General features: G+C 67.3%; 21 protein-coding genes and 1 pseudogene. 16 read left to right on the top strand and 6 right to left on the bottom strand.

The features are described from left to right. Positions 1–2: 2 nt before the first annotated feature. Positions 3–1,316: an aspartate aminotransferase family protein gene (locus AC5RU7_RS10890; RefSeq protein ID WP_494052236.1), complete on the bottom strand. Its 1,314-nt coding sequence runs from the start codon at positions 1,314–1,316 to the stop codon at positions 3–5. Between the two features lie 119 nt (positions 1,317–1,435). On the opposite strand from AC5RU7_RS10890, the gene AC5RU7_RS10895 reads away from it, so the two are divergent. Next, positions 1,436–2,374, top strand: coding sequence for a 5'-3' exonuclease (locus tag AC5RU7_RS10895; protein WP_494052237.1), 939 nt, complete (start codon positions 1,436–1,438; stop codon positions 2,372–2,374). Between the two features lie 169 nt (positions 2,375–2,543). Next, positions 2,544–3,059 (top strand): flavin reductase family protein, encoded by a 516-nt coding sequence (locus tag AC5RU7_RS10900; RefSeq protein WP_494052238.1) that lies wholly within the window; start codon positions 2,544–2,546, stop codon positions 3,057–3,059. A 67-nt stretch (positions 3,060–3,126) separates the two neighbouring features. On the opposite strand, the gene AC5RU7_RS10905 is transcribed toward AC5RU7_RS10900, so the two are convergent. Beyond that, positions 3,127–3,540, bottom strand: coding sequence for a CBS domain-containing protein (locus AC5RU7_RS10905; RefSeq protein ID WP_494052239.1), 414 nt, complete (start codon positions 3,538–3,540; stop codon positions 3,127–3,129). Positions 3,541–3,816: 276 nt separating this feature from the next. Here AC5RU7_RS10905 and AC5RU7_RS10910 point away from each other — a divergent pair, with 276 nt between their 5' ends. The 4 genes from AC5RU7_RS10910 to AC5RU7_RS10925 all read left to right on the top strand — a co-directional run bounded on the left by AC5RU7_RS10910 (position 3,817) and on the right by AC5RU7_RS10925 (position 7,737). Continuing rightward, entirely contained in the window at positions 3,817–4,164 is a 348-nt protein-coding gene (locus AC5RU7_RS10910) for a hypothetical protein (protein WP_494052240.1), read from the top strand. A 106-nt stretch (positions 4,165–4,270) separates the two neighbouring features. Further along, the gene (locus AC5RU7_RS10915) at positions 4,271–4,789 is read left to right on the top strand and encodes a hypothetical protein (protein ID WP_494052241.1); all 519 of its coding nucleotides are present in this window, start codon (positions 4,271–4,273) and stop codon (positions 4,787–4,789) included. 26 nt (positions 4,790–4,815) lie between these two features. Further along, on the top strand, positions 4,816–7,431 hold the full coding sequence (gene hrpB, locus AC5RU7_RS10920) for an ATP-dependent helicase HrpB (RefSeq protein ID WP_494052242.1): 2,616 nt from the start codon (positions 4,816–4,818) through the stop codon (positions 7,429–7,431). 153 nt (positions 7,432–7,584) lie between these two features. Beyond that, complete coding sequence (locus tag AC5RU7_RS10925; protein ID WP_494052243.1) at positions 7,585–7,737, top strand: hypothetical protein; 153 nt, start codon at positions 7,585–7,587, stop codon at positions 7,735–7,737. Between the two features lie 19 nt (positions 7,738–7,756). On the opposite strand, the gene AC5RU7_RS10930 is transcribed toward AC5RU7_RS10925, so the two are convergent. Then, positions 7,757–8,437: an alpha/beta hydrolase family protein gene (locus AC5RU7_RS10930; protein ID WP_494052244.1), complete on the bottom strand. Its 681-nt coding sequence runs from the start codon at positions 8,435–8,437 to the stop codon at positions 7,757–7,759. A gap of 70 nt (positions 8,438–8,507) precedes the next feature. Between AC5RU7_RS10930 and ligD the strand changes: the two genes are divergently transcribed. Continuing rightward, a complete protein-coding gene (gene ligD / locus AC5RU7_RS10935) occupies positions 8,508–9,530 on the top strand; it encodes a non-homologous end-joining DNA ligase (protein ID WP_494052245.1) in 1,023 nt (340 codons plus the stop codon). A 50-nt stretch (positions 9,531–9,580) separates the two neighbouring features. Here the strand turns inward: ligD and AC5RU7_RS10940 are convergent, their stop codons facing one another. Together AC5RU7_RS10940 and AC5RU7_RS10945 are read right to left on the bottom strand one after the other, a co-directional pair. Then, positions 9,581–11,017: an HNH endonuclease gene (locus AC5RU7_RS10940; RefSeq protein WP_494052246.1), complete on the bottom strand. Its 1,437-nt coding sequence runs from the start codon at positions 11,015–11,017 to the stop codon at positions 9,581–9,583. A gap of 133 nt (positions 11,018–11,150) precedes the next feature. After that, positions 11,151–11,771, bottom strand: coding sequence for an L-threonylcarbamoyladenylate synthase (locus AC5RU7_RS10945; protein WP_494052247.1), 621 nt, complete (start codon positions 11,769–11,771; stop codon positions 11,151–11,153). Positions 11,772–11,896: 125 nt separating this feature from the next. On the opposite strand from AC5RU7_RS10945, the gene AC5RU7_RS10950 reads away from it, so the two are divergent. From AC5RU7_RS10950 to AC5RU7_RS10975, 6 genes and pseudogenes are all read left to right on the top strand, one after another. Then, complete coding sequence (locus tag AC5RU7_RS10950) at positions 11,897–12,331, top strand: VOC family protein (RefSeq protein WP_494052248.1); 435 nt, start codon at positions 11,897–11,899, stop codon at positions 12,329–12,331. Positions 12,332–12,429: 98 nt separating this feature from the next. After that, a pseudogene (locus AC5RU7_RS10955) lies at positions 12,430–13,115 on the top strand (hypothetical protein). A 13-nt stretch (positions 13,116–13,128) separates the two neighbouring features. Then, positions 13,129–13,635, top strand: coding sequence for an HAD domain-containing protein (locus AC5RU7_RS10960; protein ID WP_494052249.1), 507 nt, complete (start codon positions 13,129–13,131; stop codon positions 13,633–13,635). A gap of 155 nt (positions 13,636–13,790) precedes the next feature. After that, positions 13,791–15,053: an inorganic phosphate transporter gene (locus tag AC5RU7_RS10965; RefSeq protein ID WP_494052250.1), complete on the top strand. Its 1,263-nt coding sequence runs from the start codon at positions 13,791–13,793 to the stop codon at positions 15,051–15,053. Then, positions 15,050–15,271, top strand: coding sequence for a hypothetical protein (locus AC5RU7_RS10970; RefSeq protein WP_009357630.1), 222 nt, complete (start codon positions 15,050–15,052; stop codon positions 15,269–15,271). The genes AC5RU7_RS10965 and AC5RU7_RS10970 overlap by 4 nt, the downstream gene beginning before the upstream one ends. A gap of 57 nt (positions 15,272–15,328) precedes the next feature. Beyond that, the gene (locus AC5RU7_RS10975) at positions 15,329–15,880 is read left to right on the top strand and encodes a dihydrofolate reductase family protein (RefSeq protein WP_494052251.1); all 552 of its coding nucleotides are present in this window, start codon (positions 15,329–15,331) and stop codon (positions 15,878–15,880) included. Between the two features lie 35 nt (positions 15,881–15,915). Here the strand turns inward: AC5RU7_RS10975 and AC5RU7_RS10980 are convergent, their stop codons facing one another. Further along, positions 15,916–16,389, bottom strand: coding sequence for a hotdog fold thioesterase (locus tag AC5RU7_RS10980; RefSeq protein WP_494052252.1), 474 nt, complete (start codon positions 16,387–16,389; stop codon positions 15,916–15,918). A 220-nt stretch (positions 16,390–16,609) separates the two neighbouring features. Here AC5RU7_RS10980 and polA point away from each other — a divergent pair, with 220 nt between their 5' ends. From polA to AC5RU7_RS10995, 3 genes are read left to right on the top strand one after another with little or no spacing between them, the layout of a single operon-like run. After that, the gene (gene polA, locus AC5RU7_RS10985) at positions 16,610–19,252 is read left to right on the top strand and encodes a DNA polymerase I (protein ID WP_494052353.1); all 2,643 of its coding nucleotides are present in this window, start codon (positions 16,610–16,612) and stop codon (positions 19,250–19,252) included. A gap of 31 nt (positions 19,253–19,283) precedes the next feature. Further along, complete coding sequence (locus AC5RU7_RS10990) at positions 19,284–19,679, top strand: GyrI-like domain-containing protein (protein ID WP_494052253.1); 396 nt, start codon at positions 19,284–19,286, stop codon at positions 19,677–19,679. Positions 19,680–19,739: 60 nt separating this feature from the next. Beyond that, complete coding sequence (locus tag AC5RU7_RS10995; RefSeq protein WP_494052254.1) at positions 19,740–21,038, top strand: GNAT family N-acetyltransferase; 1,299 nt, start codon at positions 19,740–19,742, stop codon at positions 21,036–21,038. The last annotated feature ends 38 nt before the right edge of the window (positions 21,039–21,076 follow it).

Genomic DNA, 21,076 nt, shown 5'->3' on the forward strand with positions numbered 1-21,076 from the left:
GATCAGGCTGCGTACGCATCCGCGGCGGACAGCGCCTCGTCCAGGACGGCCAGGCCCGCCACGGCGTCGTCGTCATTGACATTCAGCGGGGGAGCGACGTGCAGCCGGTTGCCCAGGGCCAGAGGCAGCAGGCCCCGCTCCAGGCACGCCTTTGCCACGGCAGCCATCGGCGCGTTCGTCGGGCCGACGGCGCCCGGCGGCACCAGCGGCTCCCGCGTCACCGGGTCACGCACCAGCTCCAGGCTCCACAGCCCGCCAATGCCGCGCACGTCCCCGACAACCCGGTGCTTGCCGGCGAGCTCCCGGAGGCCGGGCCCCAGCACCTCGGAACCGAGGCGGGCAGCGGCCGCAATGGTGTTCTCGTCGCGCATCGCCGAAATGGCGCCCACGGCAGCCGCGCAAGCCAGCGGGTGGCCGCTGTACGTGAGGCCCGCCGGGTAGGGGCGGGTGGTGAACAGCTCGTAAAGAGCATCGGAGATCAGGACGCCGCCCAGGGGCACGTAACCGGAGTTGACACCCTTTGCGAACGCCATCAGGTCCGGCGCCACCCCGGCATGGTCCACGCCGAACCAGGCCCCGGTGCGGCCAAAACCGGCCATCACCTCGTCGGCAATGTAGATAATCCCGTGCCGGTCGCAGAGCTCGCGGAGCCCGCGCAGGTATCCCGGCGGGGGTACGATGACGCCCGAGCTGCCTGTTACCGATTCCAGGACCAGCGCGGCAATGGTGCCCGGGCCTTCTAGCAGGATCACCTGTTCCAGGTGCGCCAGCGCGCGCTCACATTCTTCCTCCGGCGTCGTCGATCCGAACGCCGACCGGTACAGGAATGGTCCAAAGAAGTGGACAGCGCCGGCCGTTCCGGTGTCAGAGGGCCAGCGGCGGGGGTCGCCCGTAAGGTGGATCGACGTCGTCGTCGAGCCGTGGTACGAGCGGTAGGCGGCGAGCACCTTGGGCCGTCCTGTGAAGAGCCGTGCCATCCGCACCGCATGCTCGATGGCCTCCGTGCCGCTGTTGGTGAAAAGGACATGGCCCAGGCCCTCCGGAGCCACGTCCACGATCAGGCGCGCCGCTTCTCCCCGCACATCGGACGCCCAGCCGGGTGCCAGCGTGCAGAGCCGGTCCGCCTGCTCCCTGATCGCCGCTACGATGCGCGGATGCTGGTGGCCGAGGTTGGCGAACACCAGCTGCGAGCCGAAGTCCAGGTATCGCCGGCCGCCGTCGTCGAAGACATGGCTTCCGGAGCCCCCCACCAGCGTCGGCACGTCTCGCGGCCCCTGCACCGCCCAGGGATGGAACACCAGGTCGTCGAGATTCATGCCACCCTCCGTTGCGCTCCGCATCAGGCCCGGTATGACCTGCTTGCATCCTATGCCTGGCAACGGCAGACCCGCGTGGGCGGCTGCAAACCCCGGCAGATCCGTGTCAGGATGCAGGTATGCCGGACCGCCTGATGCTGCTGGACACTGCCTCCCTGTATTTCCGTGCCTTCTTCGGCATGCCGGACACGGTCCGCCGGCAGGACGGAACACCTGTCAACGCGGTCCGCGGGCTGCTGGACATGGTCGCGAGGCTGGCCACCGACTACCGGCCCACGCACCTTGTGGCCTGCTGGGATGATGACTGGCGTCCCCAGTGGCGCGTGGACCTCATTCCGACCTACAAATCGCACCGGGTGGCCGAGGCCGTCATTGACGCCCCGGACATCGAGGTTGTCCCGGACGCGCTCGAGGCACAGCTTCCCATGATCCGCGAGGTGCTGGGCCTTGCCGGCATCGCCATCGTGGGTGCCGCTGAGCATGAGGCCGACGACGTCGTGGGCACCTACGCGAGCAATGCCGCCTTCCCGGTGGACGTGGTCACCGGCGACCGAGACCTTTTCCAGGTGTGCGACGACGGGCGGCAGGTCCGCGTCATCTACACCGCCCGCGGGATGCGGAACCTCGAAGTGGTCACCGAGGAAACGGTGGTGACCAAATACCGGGTGCTGCCGCAGCAGTACGCCGACTATGCCACCCTCCGGGGCGACGCCTCCGACGGGTTGCCTGGCGTTGCCGGAATCGGGGAGAAGACGGCGGCTTCCCTGCTCCTGAAGTACGGCACCCTTGAGGGGCTGCTGGAGGCGGCAGAGGACGACGGCAGCGGACTGGCCGGCCCGGTCCGGGCCAAGCTCGCCGCTGCCGCCGACTACCTCAAAGTAGCTCCCGCCGTCGTCCGGCTGGTGCGGAACCTCGAACTGCCTGGCCTTGAGGAGGCCGGCGCGCGCCTGCAGCCGGTGACCGGGAACCCGCGCGCGGAGCTGGAGCGGCTGGCGCCGGACTGGAACCTGGGCGGCTCCGTGCGGCGGCTCCTCGACGCGCTCGACCGGACGGCGTAAGACCGCCTCATCCCGGCCGTAACACTGGCCGGCGTGTGACGGCCGGTGTCGCGCAATGACCCTCCATGACGGCCCGTTGCGGGACGCGTCGGAGCGTTGCAAAGACGCTTGATCACGGTGCCGGGCCTTTGGTTTGGTGAGGTGACGATCCAAGTGAGAGGCCACGCCCATGACATTCACCTCCGACCTGGCACCCCGCCGGCTACGGGACATTTTTGGCACCTTTGCCACCGGCCTGACGGTCATCTCAGGCTCCACCGGGAACGGGCCGGCCGGGTTCACCTGCCAGTCCTTCGCCTCCCTGTCCCTGGAACCTGCGTTGGTCACCTTCAACCCCGCGAGGACATCAAGCACCTGGCCGGTGCTGAGGGAGGCCGGCTCCTTCACTGTCAATATCCTTCCCGCAGAGCACCAGGACCTGGCCGCGCAGTTCGCCCGGTCCGGCTCGGACAAGTTTGCCGGGGTCAGCCACACGACCTCGCCACTGGGCAACCCCGTTCTTGACGACGCCCTTGCCTGGATTGACTGCGAGCTGCACGCCGAATACGACGGCGGTGACCACACCATCGTGGTGGCGGCCGTGCGGCACCTGCGTGCCCGCCGGAACGCCGAGCCGCTGCTGTTCTTCAAGGGGCGTTATGCAGGACTGGCACCGGCGGAGCGACTCCTTGAGGCTGCCGGCTGACCTGCCTGTCAGGAAAAGAAAGCTGCCGCAGCCGTGGATGGCTGCGGCAGCATTCTTTTCCTGCTGATCAGTAGGAGATAAAAGCCACCAGCTCGCCCACCCGGTCCTCGGGGTAGTTCTTGGCGATATCGCCCTGGCTGAGGACGCCGACGAGGTTGTGCCCGTCAATAACCGGAAGGCGCCGCACCTGGTGGTCCTGCATGGTCCTGATCGCCTCTTCGATGGAATCGTCGGCGCCGATGGTCACAGGCTTGCCCTGGCCGAGTTCACCGGCTTTGACTGACCGTGGGTCGCCGCCTTCCGCCAGGCATTTGATGACGATATCGCGATCCGTCAGCATGCCCTTGAGCCGGTTGTCCTCGCCGCAGATGGGGAGCGACCCAACGTCGAGGTCCTTCATTTTGCGGGCGGCCGCCTCCAGAGTCTCGTTCTCGCCGATGCACTCCACGCCGCCGGTCATGATTTCCCGTGCCGTTGCCATGATTGTCTCCTGATGCGATACCTCGTGTGATTTTTTGCCCGGAAGGCCCTGCGGAAAGCCGCTGCCAGCTGCGGATCCGAAGACCGAACCGTTGGAAAAATGCTAAGCCTACTGATTATTACTGTCCAGAGCCGGCGGGTGTTCTTCGCGCCGGTCCGCGCAGGCGCCGGCGGCTTTTCGCTCAGACTCCCTTCTTGCACCTCCTAAGTTAGGTAGTAAGCTTGCTGAGCATTACTAGTAAGCTTGCTGATGAATCGGATGATGGAAGCAGGAGTAATGGGCACAGTGTTTGCGGTTGCCTTGTCAATCACGCTGACGGCCGGGGGAGCCGCGGTGGCAGCGGGCGCCCCCTTCGGCGGCGCTGCAGGCCTGGGCGGCCAGTATCTCGCCGGCCACGTCCTGCTGGGCGTGGGACTCGGCCACCTGGCGGCAATGCTGGTGCGGTCCGGCCTTGGCAGGATTGTCCGCCGGGTCCGCTCCCGCGCCGCTTCAACCCCTGCGGTGACGGCTGCGGCGTCCACCCTCCCGGCAGCAGAGGCGCCCGAGGTCCGGCTTGCCACTGTGTCCGTGCTGGCACCCAGGCCCGCAGCGGTTCCACCCCTGCGGGGCCGGCATGCGGCCTGACCTGCAGCCTGCCGGGCAGCAGAGGCTGGCGGGAGCGGCACGTCCAGTCAAAGCAAGGTCAGTAAAAGCCCGGCAAGTGGCAGCGGGGCCGATGCCGGGGAGGCGGGTGCGTACAGCAGCCGCAGCGCTTGCAGCCGCGCTTGCCGTGGCCGCCATTGTCTTCGCGGCGACCACCGGTTTCCGGCCGTCCGATTCGGATACAGCAACGCTCCGGGGCTTCCAGATCAGGGTCCTGAGCATCAGCCAGGCCGCCGCCGAGAACCGGATGGAAGGAGCCCTGGCCGCCCTTCAGGCGCTGGAAAGCGACCTGGATGCCGCGGCCCGGGATGGGCGGATTTCAGCACCGCGGCTGCGTGGCATTGAGACAGCGCTGGCGGCTGTCCGCACAGACATCGACGGGTACTTGGCTTCGCAGGCGTCCCAGGCGGGCGCAGCGGCCGCACCGGGTACCACGGAAACCGTCCCGTCTGAGGCAGCGGACACCCAGCCCCAACCTGTCCGGCAGGTGCCGGAAGAGCCGGTCATTGCGCCGCTGCCACCGGCCGACCAGGCCGAACCGCCCGCTGCGGTCCCGGAGGTGGCCAAGGAGAACAAGGGGAAGGGCAAAGCCCAGGGCAAGCAGTAACCCTCTGGACCGGGCAAAATGGACGGGTGACTTTATCCAGGCGGCAGGAATGGCCCCTCGAAGCTAAGGCCTTCGACCTCGATGCCATCGGTGCGGGGCTGGCATTCGCAGGCTCGCTTGGCGCGTTGAAGGATGCGCTTGCCAACGGCACGGCAGTAGTACAAGCGCCGCCCGGCACCGGCAAAACCACCCTTGTTCCGCCCTTGCTGGCAAACCTCGTGCACCCCGCTGGACGGGTGGTCGTGACGCAGCCGCGGCGTGTTGCGGCGCGTGCTGCGGCACGGCGGCTCGCTGCCCTGGACGGGTCCCGGCTTGGCGGCCGGGTGGGCTACACGGTCCGCGGGGAACGGCAGGCAGGAGCGGAAACGCTCGTTGAATTCGTAACCCCGGGGATTCTCCTGCGCCGCCTGCTGGCCGATCCGGGCCTTGAGGACACTGCCGCCGTCGTCCTGGACGAAGTGCACGAGCGCGGCCTCGAGACCGACCTGCTGGTCGGCATGCTGGCCGAAGTGCGGCAGCTCCGCGGTGACCTGACCGTCGCCGCAATGTCCGCCACCCTGGACGCGCCCCGTTTCGCTTCCCTGCTGGGGGATCTCGACGGCGGACCCGCGGCTCCCGTGGTCGACTGCCCTTCGGTGCTTCATCCCTTGGCATTGGCGTGGGCTCCGGGCGGGGGCCTGCGGCTGGACGGCAGGGGAGTGGCGCCGGGCTTCCTGGACCACCTGGCGGAGACAGCGGCACTGGCGCACTCGGAAGTGCTGGCCGAAGACAGCAGCGTGGACGCGCTGGTTTTCGTTCCCGGTGCCCGGGAAGTTTCACAGGTGGCGGCAGGGCTGCGGCGGCGGCTGGGGCCGGCCGTGGACGTGCTGGAACTGCATGGCCAGGTGGGCGCCGCTGAGCAGGACCGGGCGGTGTCGGGACGCAGGCCGGGGGATCGCCCGCGGATCATCGTTTCGACGGACCTGGCCGAGTCGTCACTGACCGTACCGGGGGTGCGGCTGGTGGTCGATTCCGGCCTGGCCCGTGAGCCGCGCAGGGACTCCGGCCGCGGGATGAGCGGCCTGGTGACGGTTTCCTGCTCGCGGGCATCGGCAGACCAGCGTGCGGGACGGGCTGCCCGCCAGGGCCCGGGAAGAGTAGTGCGCTGCTACAGCCAACAGGCGTATGGGGCGTCACCTGCCCACGTAACACCGGAGATCAAGGTGGCGGACCTAACGGGGGCTGCGTTGACGCTCGCCTGTTGGGGGTCCCCTGGCGGTGAAGGCCTGGCCCTTCCGGACAGACCGCCGCGGCAGGCCCTCGAGGACGCCGTGGAGGTGCTGCGGGAACTCGGCGCGGTTTCCGCCGACGGGCATGCCACGTCCGCCGGCAGGATCCTGGCCGGGATTCCGGCTGACCCGCGGCTTGCCCGCGCCCTGCTTGACGGTTCCGCAGCCCTCGGAGCCCGGGAAGCCGCCGAAGTGGTGGCGGCCGTGGCCGGCGACCAGCGGGCTCCGGGCGCGGACCTGCCCGGCCTCCTGTCCCGGCTCCGGAGTGACTCCGGCCCCGCCGGGCGGCGCTGGGCCGAAGAAGCCCGGCGGCTGGAACGACTGGCCCGGAACATGTCTTCCGCCCCGAAACCGGCCCTATCCATCGACGGCGCGGACAGCGCGGCGGTGGGGGCCGTCGTCGCCCTCGCCTTTCCCGACCGGGTGGCCCGCCTGGTACCGGGCGACGGGCCGGCCCGCTACCTGCTTTCCTCCGGGACACGGGCGGGACTTCCTGCAGGAAGCACCCTGTCCGGGCAGGAATGGCTGGCCGTGGCCGAGGTGTCCCGGGCCGACGGACGGGACTCTGCCGGCACCGGTGCCGTCATCCGGGCGGCGGCACCGTTGACCGGCGAACTTGCCCTGGCCGCTGCCTCCGGCCTCGTCGCCGAGACTGTCGAGGCGCAATTCGGCCAGGGGCGGGTGACGGCCCGTAAGGTCCGCCGCCTCGGCGCGATCGTGCTTGCTGACACGCCAGTCCGCCCCGGACCGGAAGAGGGCAGGTCCGCAGTTATCGGCGCCCTGCGCAAGGAGGGTCTGGCTGTCCTGGAATGGTCGACGGCGGCCGCGGGCTTACGCCGCCGTATTGCCTTCCTGAGGCGGGAACTGGGGGAGCCCTGGCCGGACGTCTCAGACGCGGGCCTCCTGCTGTGCCTCGATGAGTGGCTGGGACCTGAGCTCGAAACGCTTGCGGCAGGGGCCGCCGTCGGGTCCGTGGACCTCGCCCAGCCGCTGCGCCGGCTGTTGCCCTGGCCCGAGGCCGCCAGGTTGGACGACCTTGCCCCGGAATGGCTGGAGGTTCCCAGCGGCTCACGGGTCTCCATCGACTATCCCGGCCACGATGAGGACGGCGCCCGCCCGGTGGTCGCCGTGAAGCTGCAGGAGTGCTTCGGCCTCGCCGAGTCGCCGCGGCTGCTCGGCGGTACCGTGCCTGTGCTTTTCCATCTGCTGTCCCCGGCCCGCCGTCCGCTGGCGGTGACCGACGACCTCACTTCCTTCTGGTCCGGCCCCTACAGCCAGGTCCGGGCGGAGATGAGGGGCCGCTACCCCAAGCATCCGTGGCCGGAGGACCCCTGGAGCGAGCCTGCCACGGCCCGGACCAAGCAACGCAGGTAGCCGTTTCGAGTTGCTTCCTGTCTGTGTTGGTGCGGCCGGGTGATAACTCCGATACAAGATCGAAACGTTGCGTCGACGTGCTGAAACATGCCTTGGCTAGGCTCACAGGTACATGGACAGCGTGGTCCATTCAACTTATGGAAGGACGTAAAGATGTTTCTCTTGAACAGCCTTAACCTCTTGCTCGACGGCCGGCGCGGCGACGACGCCTGGTCTTCCAGCGGGAGCACCGGAAAAACGGATTTCCCCGAGGGGCAGCTCACCTCCGCAGCCTGGGAGGGCTGGTGGCACGAGGAGGCCGCGTAGCGGATGCTGCCCCGGGGGCCTAGTGACTGCTGGCGCGGATGAACCCGGCGACGGGCGCTCCCAGCGAAGCCCCTATCTCGTCCGCCTGGCGTTTCTGGCCGGCCACGGCGAAGGAATGGTCGCCGCCCTCCATCCACTGAAGTACAGCTGACGGCCCGATGCGGGAGACTACGCCCTCGAGGATTTCGGGTGTGGCAAAGGTGTCGCGGGTGCCCTGCAGGAACAGCATGGGGGTGGTGATCCCGTACAGGTGCTCGTCACGCAGTTTCTCTGGTTTTCCCGGCGGGTGCAGGGGATACCCCAGGTAGATGAGCCCGTCGGCCGGCATCCCGTCCGCCACCGCCATGGACGCCATCCGGCCGCCAAACGACTTCCCGGCAGCCCAGAACGGGCCGGAGCCTCCATACGCGGCAGCCTGCCGGACAGCCTCCGCCATGGCGGCCCGCCAGGTGGCGATGGCCGCGGGAGGCCGGTCAGGAAACCGGCGCCCGGCTTCACGGTACGGGAAGTTGAACCGAAGGGTAGCCAGTCCCAGGGCATTAAGGGCCCCGGTGAAGCCCCGGAGGAAAGGATGTTCCATGCCGGCTCCGGCACCGTGGGCGACCACCACCGTAGCCCAGTGCTCTTCGGGGCAGGCATAGGCCGCGGAAACCTTGGTCCCGTCCACGTCAAGGGAAAGGTGTGTTTCGGCATCGGGCATGACTCCATCATGCCTGACCGCGGCGGCTGAAATGTGCCGCCTTCAGGACGGCGGGGTGTACGTTGTCCCCATGGCGAGCGAACAGACCACCATCACGGTCCAGGGTCCCCACGGTGAACGCGCGATGCGCATTTCCAGCCCCAGCCGGGTCCTCTGGCCTGACTTGGGACTGACCAAGCTGGACCTGGCCCGCTACATCTGCGATGTGGGGGAGGCCTTCATTGCCGCGAACGGCGACCGGCCCGTGTCCCTGCAGAGGTACTCAGACAACATCAACGGGGAAATGTTCTTTTCCAAGAACCCGCCTAAAGGCACCCCGGACTTCGTCCGCTCGGTCAAGGTGGTTTATCCCAGCGCACGCTCCCATCCGCAGCTGGTGCTGGATGAGCCTGCGGCGGCAGTGTGGGCAGTCCAGATGAACACAGTGGTGTTCCATCCCTGGCCGTCCCGCACAGAAAACACTGACAACCCGGACCAGTTGCGGATCGACCTCGACCCGCAGCCGGGAACAGATTTCGACGACGCTGTTCCGGCTGCGCTGGTCCTCAAGGAAGTGCTGGCGGAAGCGGGCATGGACTGCTTCATCAAAACGTCAGGAAACCGGGGCCTCCACGTCTACGCGCCCATCGCGCCCGTCCGCGAGTTCCTGGATGTCAGGCACGCCGTGATTGCCGCAGCGCGGGAAGTCGAGCGCCGGATGCCGGACAAGGTGACCACGGCCTGGTGGAAGGAGGAACGGGGCCAGCGGATTTTCCTCGACTTCAACCAGGCCAACCGGGACCGCACCATTGCCGGCGCCTACAGCCCGCGCGCTCTGCCGCATGCGCCGGTCTCCTGCCCCATCACCTGGGATGAGCTGGGGAACGCCGATCCGAAGAACTTCACCATCCTCACTGTTCCGGAGCGCCTGCGGACCACCGGCGACCCCTGGGCCGATTTCCACCGAAACCCCGGCAGCATCGACACCCTGCTGGAGTGGTGGGAACGCGACGTCAAAGACGGCCTCGGTGAACTGCCCTTCCCGCCGGACTACCCCAAGATGCCCGGCGAGCCGCCCCGGGTACAGCCAAGCCGGGCCAAGAAGCAGGACTGATTCTTAACCGCCACAGCTCCTGCTCCGGACTTGCGGCAGCATTGATCTATCTATCCAGGTCCGGCCCTGCCTAACACCTGGACAGAGTTCTTCGCCGCAGTGTGTTCCCGGCTAGATGCCTTTGAATCGGTGAGTGTGTCACGCAACCGGCCGCTTGCGGGAGCTGCGGCCGCTGCTGGTCCGCCGCCAGGCAATGGCAGCGCTGTTGATCGGTAGAGATGCCCGGTGGGTGTTCGGGTCTGGACTGTGTGCCGGAGGCCCGGTGTCAGTAGCGGTTTTGCTGCCCAGCCGGGGGTTTCTTTGGTGTGGTTGCAGGCTTCGCAGAGCCCTTGGCCGTTCTTCGCGGTGGTGGTTCCGCCGTTGTGCCAGGCGGTGATGTGGTCGTGGTGGCGGATGGGCGCGTCGCAGTAGGGTGTGCGGCAGGTGTCGTCCCGGACCTGGAGGAAGCGTTTGAGCCCTGCCGGGAAGAGCCTGGCCCGGGAGTCCATCGCGACCAGTTCTCCCGTTCTGGGTGCGGTGAAAAGCCGACGGACCCAGGTTGGCAGTCCGCGCATGCCATGGGCGTCGGCGCCGGAATGTTCGGGGCTGACGAGGAGGGTGCGGGCGGTTTCGGCGGGGATGATGCCGTAGCCGGGGATCCTGGCCGGTTCGCTGTCGCCCTGGAACAGGGCCCGGTCGGTCATCACGACCTGGAGGTCGATGCCGGTGATCCCTCCCGGAGTTCCGGTGACGCGTTCGACCAGGGTGTCGGCCATGACCTGCCCGCGGGACCCTTCATCCCCGGCCGACCGGGCAGCATCGGCCTCCTGGGCCAGCGCGGCGTGTGCGGCCACGCCCTGGGCGACGGGCAGCAGCGCGGTCAGGTACGTCATCGTGTCCGAAGCCGGCCGCAATGACACGGTCCGCTCCGTCACGGCATGGGCTGCCCGCTTCGCAACAGAACGCGGGTCACGTCGATACGCCGTGGCGCGGACGGCGCTGGTGATGGCGTGGTCTCCGGCGCCGTCGAAGGTGCCGGTGTCGGCGGCGAGTTCCTCATCGACCGCTGCCCGGTCCTCCACGGTCAGGCAAGCTGTCTCTTTTATGATCAGGGTGGTCCGCCACTCGTTCAGCCGCCCGGTCCGGAACGCGGCCAGCGTCCGCGGCATCCCCGTCAGCGCTTTCGCCATCCCTAGAAGCCTGCCGCCCCGGGCGGGGGATTCCCGCCGCGCCAAAGCAATCTGGGCAGCAACACCCGTGCCCTGCTCCTCGGCCGGAACACCCGCAGCGGCCTGCTCCCGCCGCTGGGACAGATCAAAGGCGACAGCGATCTCGGCCTGCCGGGCGGCGGACAAGGACTTCAAATCCTCGAGCTGCCGCAGCTGGTCGATCATCCCCGCACCATCAGAGGAGACAGGCACCCGGGCGAGCAGAGCAAGCACATCCGCGATGGTCGGGACACCACCGCGCCCCGCCGTTACCGCTCCCAACGCCCCAACCGCCTCCATGAATAGAGTCTTCCAGCGAACCCTGACAATCCGGTCCAGGCAAGAGCGCTATGTGGAAAACCTCGGTCGGCGCTGAAGAGGTGCCGCCCCGCGCAGCCGCCGGGCCGCCGTCGTACGCTACCGGAACCGGGGCCTACTCGAACCGGGACGCGTCTCCCGCGCCGTGCCGGACGACTTCCGCCAGGCCGCTGGAGAAGTCCACCACGGTGGTAGGTTCGGCTCCGCAGTCGCCGGCATCGATCACCGCATCCACCTGGTGGTCCAGCCGTTCCTTGATGTCCCAGCCCTGGGTCAGCGGGTCTTCCTCGTCCGGCAGCAGGAGCGTGCTGGACAACAGCGGCTCGCCCAGCTCGGCCAGCAGCGCCTGGACCACCCGGTTGTCCGGGATCCTGACGCCAACGGTCTTCTTCTTGGGATGCAGCAGCCGCTTGGGAACCTCCCGGGTGGCGGGCAGGATGAACGTGTAGCTCCCTGGGGTGACGGACTTGATGCTCCGGAACACGTCGTTGCCGATGTTCACGAACTGACCCAACTGGGCGAAGTCACGGCAGACGAGGGTGAAGTGGTGTTTGTCGTCCAGTTGCCGGATGCTGCGGATCCGGTCGAGGGCGTCCCTGTTGCCCATCTGCGCGCCCAGCGCATAGCAGGAGTCGGTCGGGTAAGCGATCAGCCCGCCGTCGAGGATGATGCGCACAGCCTGGGTGATGGCCCGCGGCTGGGGATCCTGGGGATGAACGTCGAAGTATCTGGCCATGCCCCGAGCCTAGTGGCACCCGGCCCTGCCCGCACGAAGGTGCCAAACCCCCTACCAGCGCGCCCTTCTTTGGGGCAGGATGTTGTCTGGTTTCACCGTGTCAGTCCCCACTAAGGAGATTAACCATGCCGACCATCCTCAACCCTTACCTCAACTTCCGTGACAACGCCCGCGAGGCGCTGAACTTCTACCAGTCCGTGTTCGGCGGCGACCTCCGCGTCAGCACGTTCGGGGATTACCAGGCCAGCGAGGATCCCGCGGAGGGGGACAAGATCATGCATGGCATGCTGACCACACCGCAGGGTCTGGTCCTCATGGGCGCCGACACCCCGAACAGCATGGAATACCGTGAGGGGTCCGCCATCTCCATCTCGCTCAGCGGCGAGGACGAGGCAGAGCTGCGGGGCTACTACGAGAAGCTCAGCGGCGACGGCGGCTCGGTCACCGTCCCGATGGAGAAGTCCCCGTGGGGTGATGTGTTCGGCATGTGCACGGACCGCTACGGCATCGGCTGGCTGGTTAACGTCAACGCCGCCCAGGGCACCACCGGCGCGGCCTGATCCTGGCCGGACTGTCTCCCCGGGGATCATTCCCCGGGGAAGCAGTCCCGACCGAAATCCTCCTTGAGGCGCGCTGCGGCGCCTGCGACGATGGACGGGTGGAGTCCCTTTTCGAGTTCCTGTCTGACAAATGGTGGCTGGTCTTTCCGCTGGCTGCCTTTACGGGACACTGGGCCAGCAGTTGGCGCAAGGCCAGTGAGCGCCGGCACCAGCGCAAGGTGGAACTGTACAAGCTGCGCAACCAGCACCTGGCAGCGGAGCAGGCGTCAACGGCGGAAGTGGAAGCCCTGATGGCAACCCATGACGCCACCAACCGGCGCTGGCTGGACTATGAACTGGACGTCGGCAAACTCATCGATTTTCCGCTCATGACCGACGTCCGGGAACCTTTGACCGTGGCATTCCTGCGGGCGAAGCGGGAGGCCGACGGCCAGCGGCCTAACACTGCAACGGACATCACCTCACCCGCCCGGCTGGAGGCCTACCGGCAGGCCGTCAACAGTTTTGCCGTGGCACTGGATGTGGCCGAGCGGGAAGCCCGGCGCATCAGGGACAGCAAGTTCAGTGGACCTGAGCGTGAGCGGCTGGCCACCGCCCGGAAGCTGCTGATGATCGCGGAGAACCAGGCTGCCACCCCCGCCGAGCGCCAGGCAGCGTACAAGCGGCGCGGCGCGAATTGGACGGCCTTATCGTCCTGCCGGACGTGACTGTCGCCGCACTGGAGGAGCGCATGGCCCCCGGGCTGGACACGGGACGGGCGCCTTCGGAGTTCCGCCGGAGCTGAGAGGCAGCGCAGCGTGGGCCGCACGCTTTATATCGACGTCGACGGCGTCATCTGCCCTTTCGGCCCGGCGGGAACCACCGGATGGGGTTCAGCGTGGTGCCTTGCGGATGCCGGCCTCCTGCCCGTTGCCTATGCCAGGGAACTGGTGGACGGGCTGAATTCGCTGGCGCGGGCCGACGGGGTCCGCTGCGTTTGGCTTACCAGCTGGGAGGAACTTGCTCCGCAGTACTTGTGCCCGGCCATCGGTCTCGACGGCGGCAGCTGGCCCTATCTCTCGGCAACCGGGCCGTCGGGCGGAAACGAATGGTGGAAGCTGCGCGCCATCCAGGACGATGTGGAAGCGACGGGTCCGGACGCGGTGGCCTGGATCGATGACCAACTGGATTTCGAATCGGAGGCGCAAGCGTGGGCACGGCTGCTGGGCAGGCGGATCCGCCTTGTTTCGCCTCATCCGCGCCGGGGGATTTCACCGGCTGAACTGGCGGCGGTCCGCACGTTCCTGACCCAACCGATGTTTTGACCTGATGGCCGGGACGCGTACGATCGATAAGGTTTCCCGCCGGTTTGGTAAACGCCGCAACTCATTCCACACGAACAGTCGGTGAATTATGCTGTCCAAGGCAGCAGCCGGGGGATAGAAACTGCCGAACGTCGTCTCTGCAGATTGGGCAACAGGTGGATATCACCTTCATGGTGGCGCTGGTCATTGCGCTGGCATTATTTTTCGACTTCACGAACGGCTTCCACGACACCGCAAACGCCATGGCCACCCCCATTGCAACCGGTGCCATCAAGCCGAAAACCGCGGTAACCCTGGCTGCCATCCTGAACCTGGTGGGCGCCTTCCTGTCCACCGAGGTGGCCAAGACGGTCTCCGGCGGCATCATCCGTGAGGGCTCGGACGGCATCCAGATCACGCCGGACATTATTTTCGCCGGCCTGATGGGTGCCATCCTCTGGAACATGATCACGTGGCTCAAGGGCCTGCCGTCCAGTTCCTCCCACGCGTTGTTCGGCGGCCTGATCGGCGCGGCGATTGCCGGCATCGGGTTCCACTCCATCAACCTTGAGGGCCTCATGCAGAAGGTCATCCTCCCCGCGATTTTCGCGCCCCTCATCGCCGGCATCGTGGCGTACGTGTGCACCCGCCTCGCCTATGCCCTCACGTCACGCCACGATCCCGAAACGGGCAGCAAGCTCACCCAGAAACGCGGCGGCTTCCGCACCGGACAGATTTTTACCTCCAGCCTGGTGGCGCTGGCCCACGGCACCAATGACGCGCAGAAGACCATGGGCATCATCACGCTGGTCCTGATCGCAGCCGGTACACAGGAGCCTGGCTCCGGCCCCCTCTTCTGGGTCATCGCTGCCTGCGCGTTCGCCATCGCTATCGGCACCTACGCCGGCGGCTGGCGCATCATCCGGACCATGGGCGCCGGGCTGACCGAGGTCAAGCCCGCCCAGGGGTTCGCCGCCGAAACCAGCACCGCGTCCGCCATCCTGGCGTCCTCCCACCTTGGCTTCGCCCTGTCCACCACCCAGGTGGCCTCCGGATCCGTGATCGGCTCCGGGATGGGTCGCAAGGGCACCAGCGTCCGCTGGAGCATGGTGGGGAAGATCGCCCTCGGCTGGCTCTTCACCTTGCCCGCCGCGGGCATCGTGGGTGCCCTCACCGCCCTGCTGGTCAAGACCGGCGTGGTGGGCGTGCTGATCGCGGCCGTTGCCGGCACCGCCGCCGTACTCTTCATGTTCTTCTACTCACGCAAGTCGGCCGTGGGCCACCACAACGCCATTGAAGTGGAGGAAGCCGGCCAGGCTGTCCGCTTCAGGAAGAAGAAGGCCATGGTCCGTGCGAGGGCGCAGGCACACAAAGCACAGCAAGAGGCCCAGGCAGAGACCGACGCCGACGCCACCAACCCGAAGGAGCCCCGGCGATGAAGTGGCTGGAACTCGTGACCGTGGCCGGCGCCACCCTGATCGCGGCCGTTACAGTGGTGACCCTGTACTCGCTGGGTGTCCGGCTCACCGCCATCGCTGCCGATTCCCAGCAGGCATCGCCCGGCATCAAGAAATCGTTCGCCTACGTGTGCTTCGGCCTGTGCGGCCTGGCCGTGCTCTTCGGGCTGTACTTGATCATCCCGTACTTCTCCGGCTAGTCCGGTCGGGGGCTCGGAACACTGTCCACGCCGGGCGGCTTTGGCTAGGCTGGGCGCATGCCACGCTTCCAGTACTTTGTCGCTGCCTCGCTGGACGGCTTCATCGCCACGTCCACCGACGACCTCGGCTGGCTCCTGCAGTTTGACGGCTTCGAGGGCGGATCCGAAAGCTACGACGCCTTCATGGCCGACGTGGGCTGCATCGTCATGGGTGGGGAAACCTACGCCTGGCTGATGGCGCACGAACCGGACAAGTGGCCGTATTCCGGGACGCCGAGCTATGTGTTCACCAGGCACGAGTATTCCGCACCCTCAGGGGCGGACATCACCTTTGTGCGGGGCGACGTGGGTGAGTTCGTCGAGGACTTCCAGCGTGACGCTGCAGGCAGGAACGTCTGGGTGGTGGGCGGCGGAAACCTGGCCGCCCAGTTCGCCGACGCCGGGCTGCTGGACGAGATCATCCTCTCGGTCATCCCGGTGGTCCTTGGCGACGGCAAGCGGCTGCTTCCGCTGGCGGGCCCGACGCCGCCCCTTGAGTTGGCTGCCTCGCGCACCCTGGGCAGGGGCGTGGTGGAGCTGCGCTACCACTTCAACCGCGATAGTTCCTAGCAGCTCCCGGCTGCCGGAGCTCGCCAGGCACCCGGCTACTGCCCTGCCGGCGCGTTCTTCCTGATCAGGTTCGTGATCCGGGCGGTCGAGAGCCGCCGGCCCTGTCCGTCCGTCATGACGATCTCGTGCGTTGCCAGGGTCCCGCCCAGGTGGATGGCGGTGCATGTCCCGGTCACCATGCCTGTTGAGATGGAACGGTGATGCGTGGCACTGACCTCGATCCCCACCGCGTGCCGGCCGTCGCCGGCATGCATGGCCGCGGAAAACGAGCCCAGCGTCTCGGCCAGCACAACATGCGCACCGCCGTGCAGGATGCCGGCCACCTGGGTGTTGCCCTCCACCGGCATGGTGGCCACTGTCCGTTCGGGGCTCATCTCAAGGAACCGGATACCCATCTTCACCACCAGTGCGCCGATCCCGTACCGGCCCAGCCAGCCATGCAGGTGGTCCGGAACGCCAGCCGCCGTCAGCTCCTCCGCGAAGGGGCCGGGCGTGAAATTGTCCATCATGCCAACTAGGCTGGCACCTGTGAGTGAAACAACCAAACCGGCCCCTTTCCCGTCCGAAGTTCTTCCGCAGGACCCTGCCCTGGAAGGCGGAAGTGCCCAGGGCGGCACCGTCGTGAAGGACAAGATTCCTGCTCCCGCCGGTGAGTCGGTTTCAGCCACCGCAGCCCCCGTGGTCCCCATGACAGGCCAGCCGCGGCTCCTGGTCCTGGACGGCCACTCCATGGCTTTCCGTGCCTTCTTCGCCCTGCCCGCGGACAAGTTCTCCACCATGAACGGGCAGCACACCAACGCCATCCACGGCTTTACCTCCATGCTGATCAACCTGATCAAGGAGCAGCAGCCCACGCACATCGCCGTGGCCTTCGACGTCTCCGATGAGACCACCCACCGCAAGGCCCAGTACAGCGAATACAAGGGCGGCCGGAACGAGACCCCCCGCGAGATGAGCGGCCAGATCGACCTGATCGCGCAGGTGGTGGAGGCCTGGGGCATCAAGACCATCAAGCTGCCGGGCTACGAGGCGGACGACATCCTCGCCACCCTGGCCGCCATGGGGGAGAAGGCCGGCTTTGAGGTTCTGCTGGTCTCCGGCGACCGGGACGCGTTCCAGCTCATCACGGACAACGTGTTCGTCCTGTATCCCAAGAAGGGCGTCAGCGACATCCCCCGGATGGACGCCGCTGCCATCGAGGCCAAGTACTTCGTCAGCCCGTCCCGGTACTCCGACCTTGCCGCCCTGGTGGGGGAGACGGCGGACAACCTTCCCGGCGTGCCCGGTGTCGGCCCGAAGACCGCGGCCAAGTGGATCAACCTCTACGGCGGACTGGAAGGTGTCCTGGAACACCTGGACTCCATCGGCGGGAAGGTGGGTGACGCCCTGCGCGAGAACGTCGAAAACGTGAAGCGGAACCGAATGCTCAACCAGCTCCACACGGACCTGGAGCTTCCCGTCACGCTTGACGACCTGTACCAGCCCCGCCCGGACCAGGCAGCCCTGGAAGACCTGTTCGACCAGCTGGAGTTTAAGACCATCCGCAGCCGCCTCTTCGCTCTCTACAGTGAAGAGGACGCGCCCGCCGCGGAACGCGAAAGCATCGACGCCCCGGAGTACACCACCCCCGCAACTGCCGCCGAGCTGGAGGCGTTCCTGGCCGCCGGTGCAGGGCAGCGCTCGGCCCTCGCCGTGGACCTCATCCCGGGACGGATCGGCGAGGATGCTGCAGCCGTGGCCATCGTCCGCGACGGCGCGGCCGCCTACATCGACCTGTCCGGCCAGGATGCCGAAACGGAGAACGTGCTGGCCCGCTGGCTGCGCGACCCCGAAGCGCCCAAGGTGATGCACGGCTTCAAGGCCGCCCTGAAGGCGCTAACGGCCCGCGGGCTGGAACTGGAAGGCGTGGTGGACGACACCTCGATTTCCGGGTACCTCATCCAGCCGGACCGCCGCTCCTACGAGCTGGACGAACTTGCCCAGCACCACCTGAACGTCGGAATTTCCGCGGCCACCGCCAAAGCCGGCCAGCTGGAACTGTCGTTTGACGGGGACGATACCGCCGCCGCCGACGCGCTCGTCCAGGCAGCCGCCGTCGTACTCTCCCTGAGCCGGTACTTCGAAAGCGAGCTCAAGGAGCGCAAGGCGGAGGAGCTGCTGTCCACCCTGGAGCTGCCCGTCAGCCGGGTCCTGGCGGACATGGAGCTTGCCGGCATCAGGATCGACATGGACCGCATGGATGAACAGCTCGCCGACCTCGCCCGGGTCATCGACCAGGCCCAGGAGCAGGCGTACGCAGCCATCGGCCACGAGGTCAACCTCGGTTCCCCCAAACAGCTGCAGACGGTCCTGTTCGACGAACTGCAGCTGCCCAAGACGAAGAAAATCAAGTCCGGCTACACCACCGACGCCGCGTCGCTGAAGAACCTGCTGGAGAAGACCGGGCACGAGTTCCTGGTCCAGCTCATGGCGCACCGGGAGGCGGCCAAGCTCCGGCAGATGATTGAGTCGCTAAAGAAGTCGGTGGCGGAGGACGGGCGCATCCACACCACCTACGCCCAGAATGTGGCCGCCACCGGCCGCATCTCTTCCAACAACCCCAACCTGCAGAACATCCCCATCCGCAGCGAGGAGGGCCGCCGGGTCCGCGGGATCTTCGTGGTCAGCGACGGCTACGAATGCCTGCTGTCCGCCGACTACTCGCAGATCGAAATGCGGATCATGGCGCACCTGTCCGGGGACGAGGGCCTGATCCAGGCGTACCGCGACGGCGAGGACCTGCACCGCTTCGTTGGCTCCAACATCTTCCATGTGCCCACCAGCGAGGTCACCAGCGCCATGCGCTCGAAGGTCAAGGCCATGTCCTACGGGCTCGCGTACGGCCTCACCTCCTTCGGCCTGTCCAAGCAGCTGGAGATCTCCGTGGACGAGGCCCGCACCCTGATGAAGGACTACTTCGACCGGTTCGGCGCGGTCCGCGACTACCTCCGCGGCGTGGTGGACCAGGCGCGCGTGGACGGGTACACCGCCACGATCGAAGGCCGCCGGCGCTACCTGCCGGACCTCACCAGCACCGACCGGCAGCTGCGGGAAAACGCGGAACGCATCGCCCTCAACAGCCCCATCCAGGGCTCGGCCGCGGACATCATCAAGCGTGCCATGCTGGGAGTCCACGCCGGACTGCAGTCCCAGGGGCTCAAATCCCGCATGCTGCTGCAGGTCCATGACGAACTGGTCCTCGAAGTCGCCACCGGAGAACGCGAGGCGGTGGAGAGGCTGGTCACGGAGCAGATGGGCGCCGCGGCGGACCTCAGCGTGCCCCTGGAAGTCCAGATCGGCGTCGGTCCCAGCTGGTACGACGCCGGACACTGACCGCCAGCGCGAGTCGAACGGGGGCGGGGCGATGGACAAATACGACGTCCGGAGGCAGTTCAAGGAGCTGTACGCGCCCCGCACCCGTGACAAGGACAGCTGGAAGTGGACCATGATGGTTCCGCAGCCCGACTGGATCGGCCACGCCGAACTGCACTCCGGCGTGGCCAAGGCGGCTGCCAAGGGGGTTGCCGGGCTGGACGCATTGCGGCTGGAGACCCTGGACGAAGGCCTGTCGGTACAGATCCTGCACATCGGCAGCTACGACGACGAAGGGCCCGCCCTGCACCGGCTGCACAGTGAATTCATGCCCGCCCACAGGTACGGATTCGCGGGGCCGCGCCACGAAATCTACCTCAGCGACCCCCGGAAAGTGGCGCCGGAAAAACTCCGGACCATCCTGCGCCAGCCCGTCCGCCCGCTCTGAACGTGCTGCCCGGCTGTTTGCGCTGGTCAGGCGCCGGATGGATTGGCTAGGCTCGGACGAATGGGCGATCTGAGCGGCAACTATGAAATCCGGCGCTTTGGCGCGGTCTTAAAAGGCAACGACGGCTATGAGGAAGCCGCCACGTGGTCCCGGGCGGTGTCATTCGGTTTCCACGAGTCCACCCGCACGCCCGAGCACGTGGAAAAGGCCCTCGCCACCTACCAGGTGGATGGCCGCGTCCTGACGGGCGCCTACCAGACCGGCGGCGTGGCTCCTGGATCCCTACCCGCTGAGGTTCCCGTGGCCACGTTCGCGACGCTCCGGAAGACCCTGAACATCGGCTTCGGAAGGACACTGGAGACGCAACTGGTCACGTCGGTGACGGTGCGTACTTCCCACCGCCGGAGGGGCCTGCTGCGGCGGATGATGAGCGAGGACCTCAGGCTCGCGAAGGAGGACGGCGTGGCGATGGCGGCACTCACGGCCTCCGAGGGGTCCATTTACGGAAGGTTCGGCTACGGGGTGGCGAGCTTCGAGCGCTCCCTGAAGGTTGACACCACCACCCGGTTCACCCTGCAGCACCAGCCCACCGGCTCCGTGGAGGTAGCCGACCCCAAGGCCCTGCTGGAACTGGCCCCGGTTGTGTTCGACCGCGTGCACCGGCTGACCCCGGGGTCCATCGGACGGCAGGAGTGGTACCGGCAGCTGGCGTCCGGGTCACTGGGACTCGACGGCAAAGAGGACCCCGCCGTCAAGGTGGCGCTCCACTACGGCCCCGGCGGCGACGTGGACGGCTACGTCTCGTACAAGTTCCTTGGTTGGGACACCAAGCCCTACACGGTTGAAGTGGTGGACCTGCTGGCGGCCACGAACGACGCCTACCTCGAACTCTGGCAGTTCCTGGCGGCGATCGACCTGGTGGAACGTATCACCTGGGGTGAAGCTCCACTGGACGACCCCCTGCCCTGGGCCCTCATGGACCCCCGCTGCATTGACTCGTCGGACAGCAGGGACATGCTCTGGCTCCGGATCCTGGACGCCGCCGCGGCCCTCGAGGCCCGGCAGTATCCGGCAGACGGCAGGCTGGTGCTGGAGCTCAATGACCCGCTCGGGCTCACCGCGGGAACCTGGGCCCTGGCAGTCGAGGGGGGCCGGGCCGCCGTCGAACGCCTCCCGGAAGGCACCCCCGCGGACCTGGCACTGGACGTCTCCGCGCTTTCCTCCATCTACCTCGGCGGTGTCTGCCCGGTGACTTTGGCGGCGGCAGGGAAGATCCGTGAAAACACTGAAGGCGCGGTGCTGCAGGCCCGCCAGATGTTCGCGGTGGAGCGGGCCACCCACTGCCTTACCCACTTCTGAGGGGGAGGGGTACCTGCCCGCTTTTGCCCTTGTTGGCG

This window comes from Arthrobacter sp. K410C (assembly GCF_059090105.1).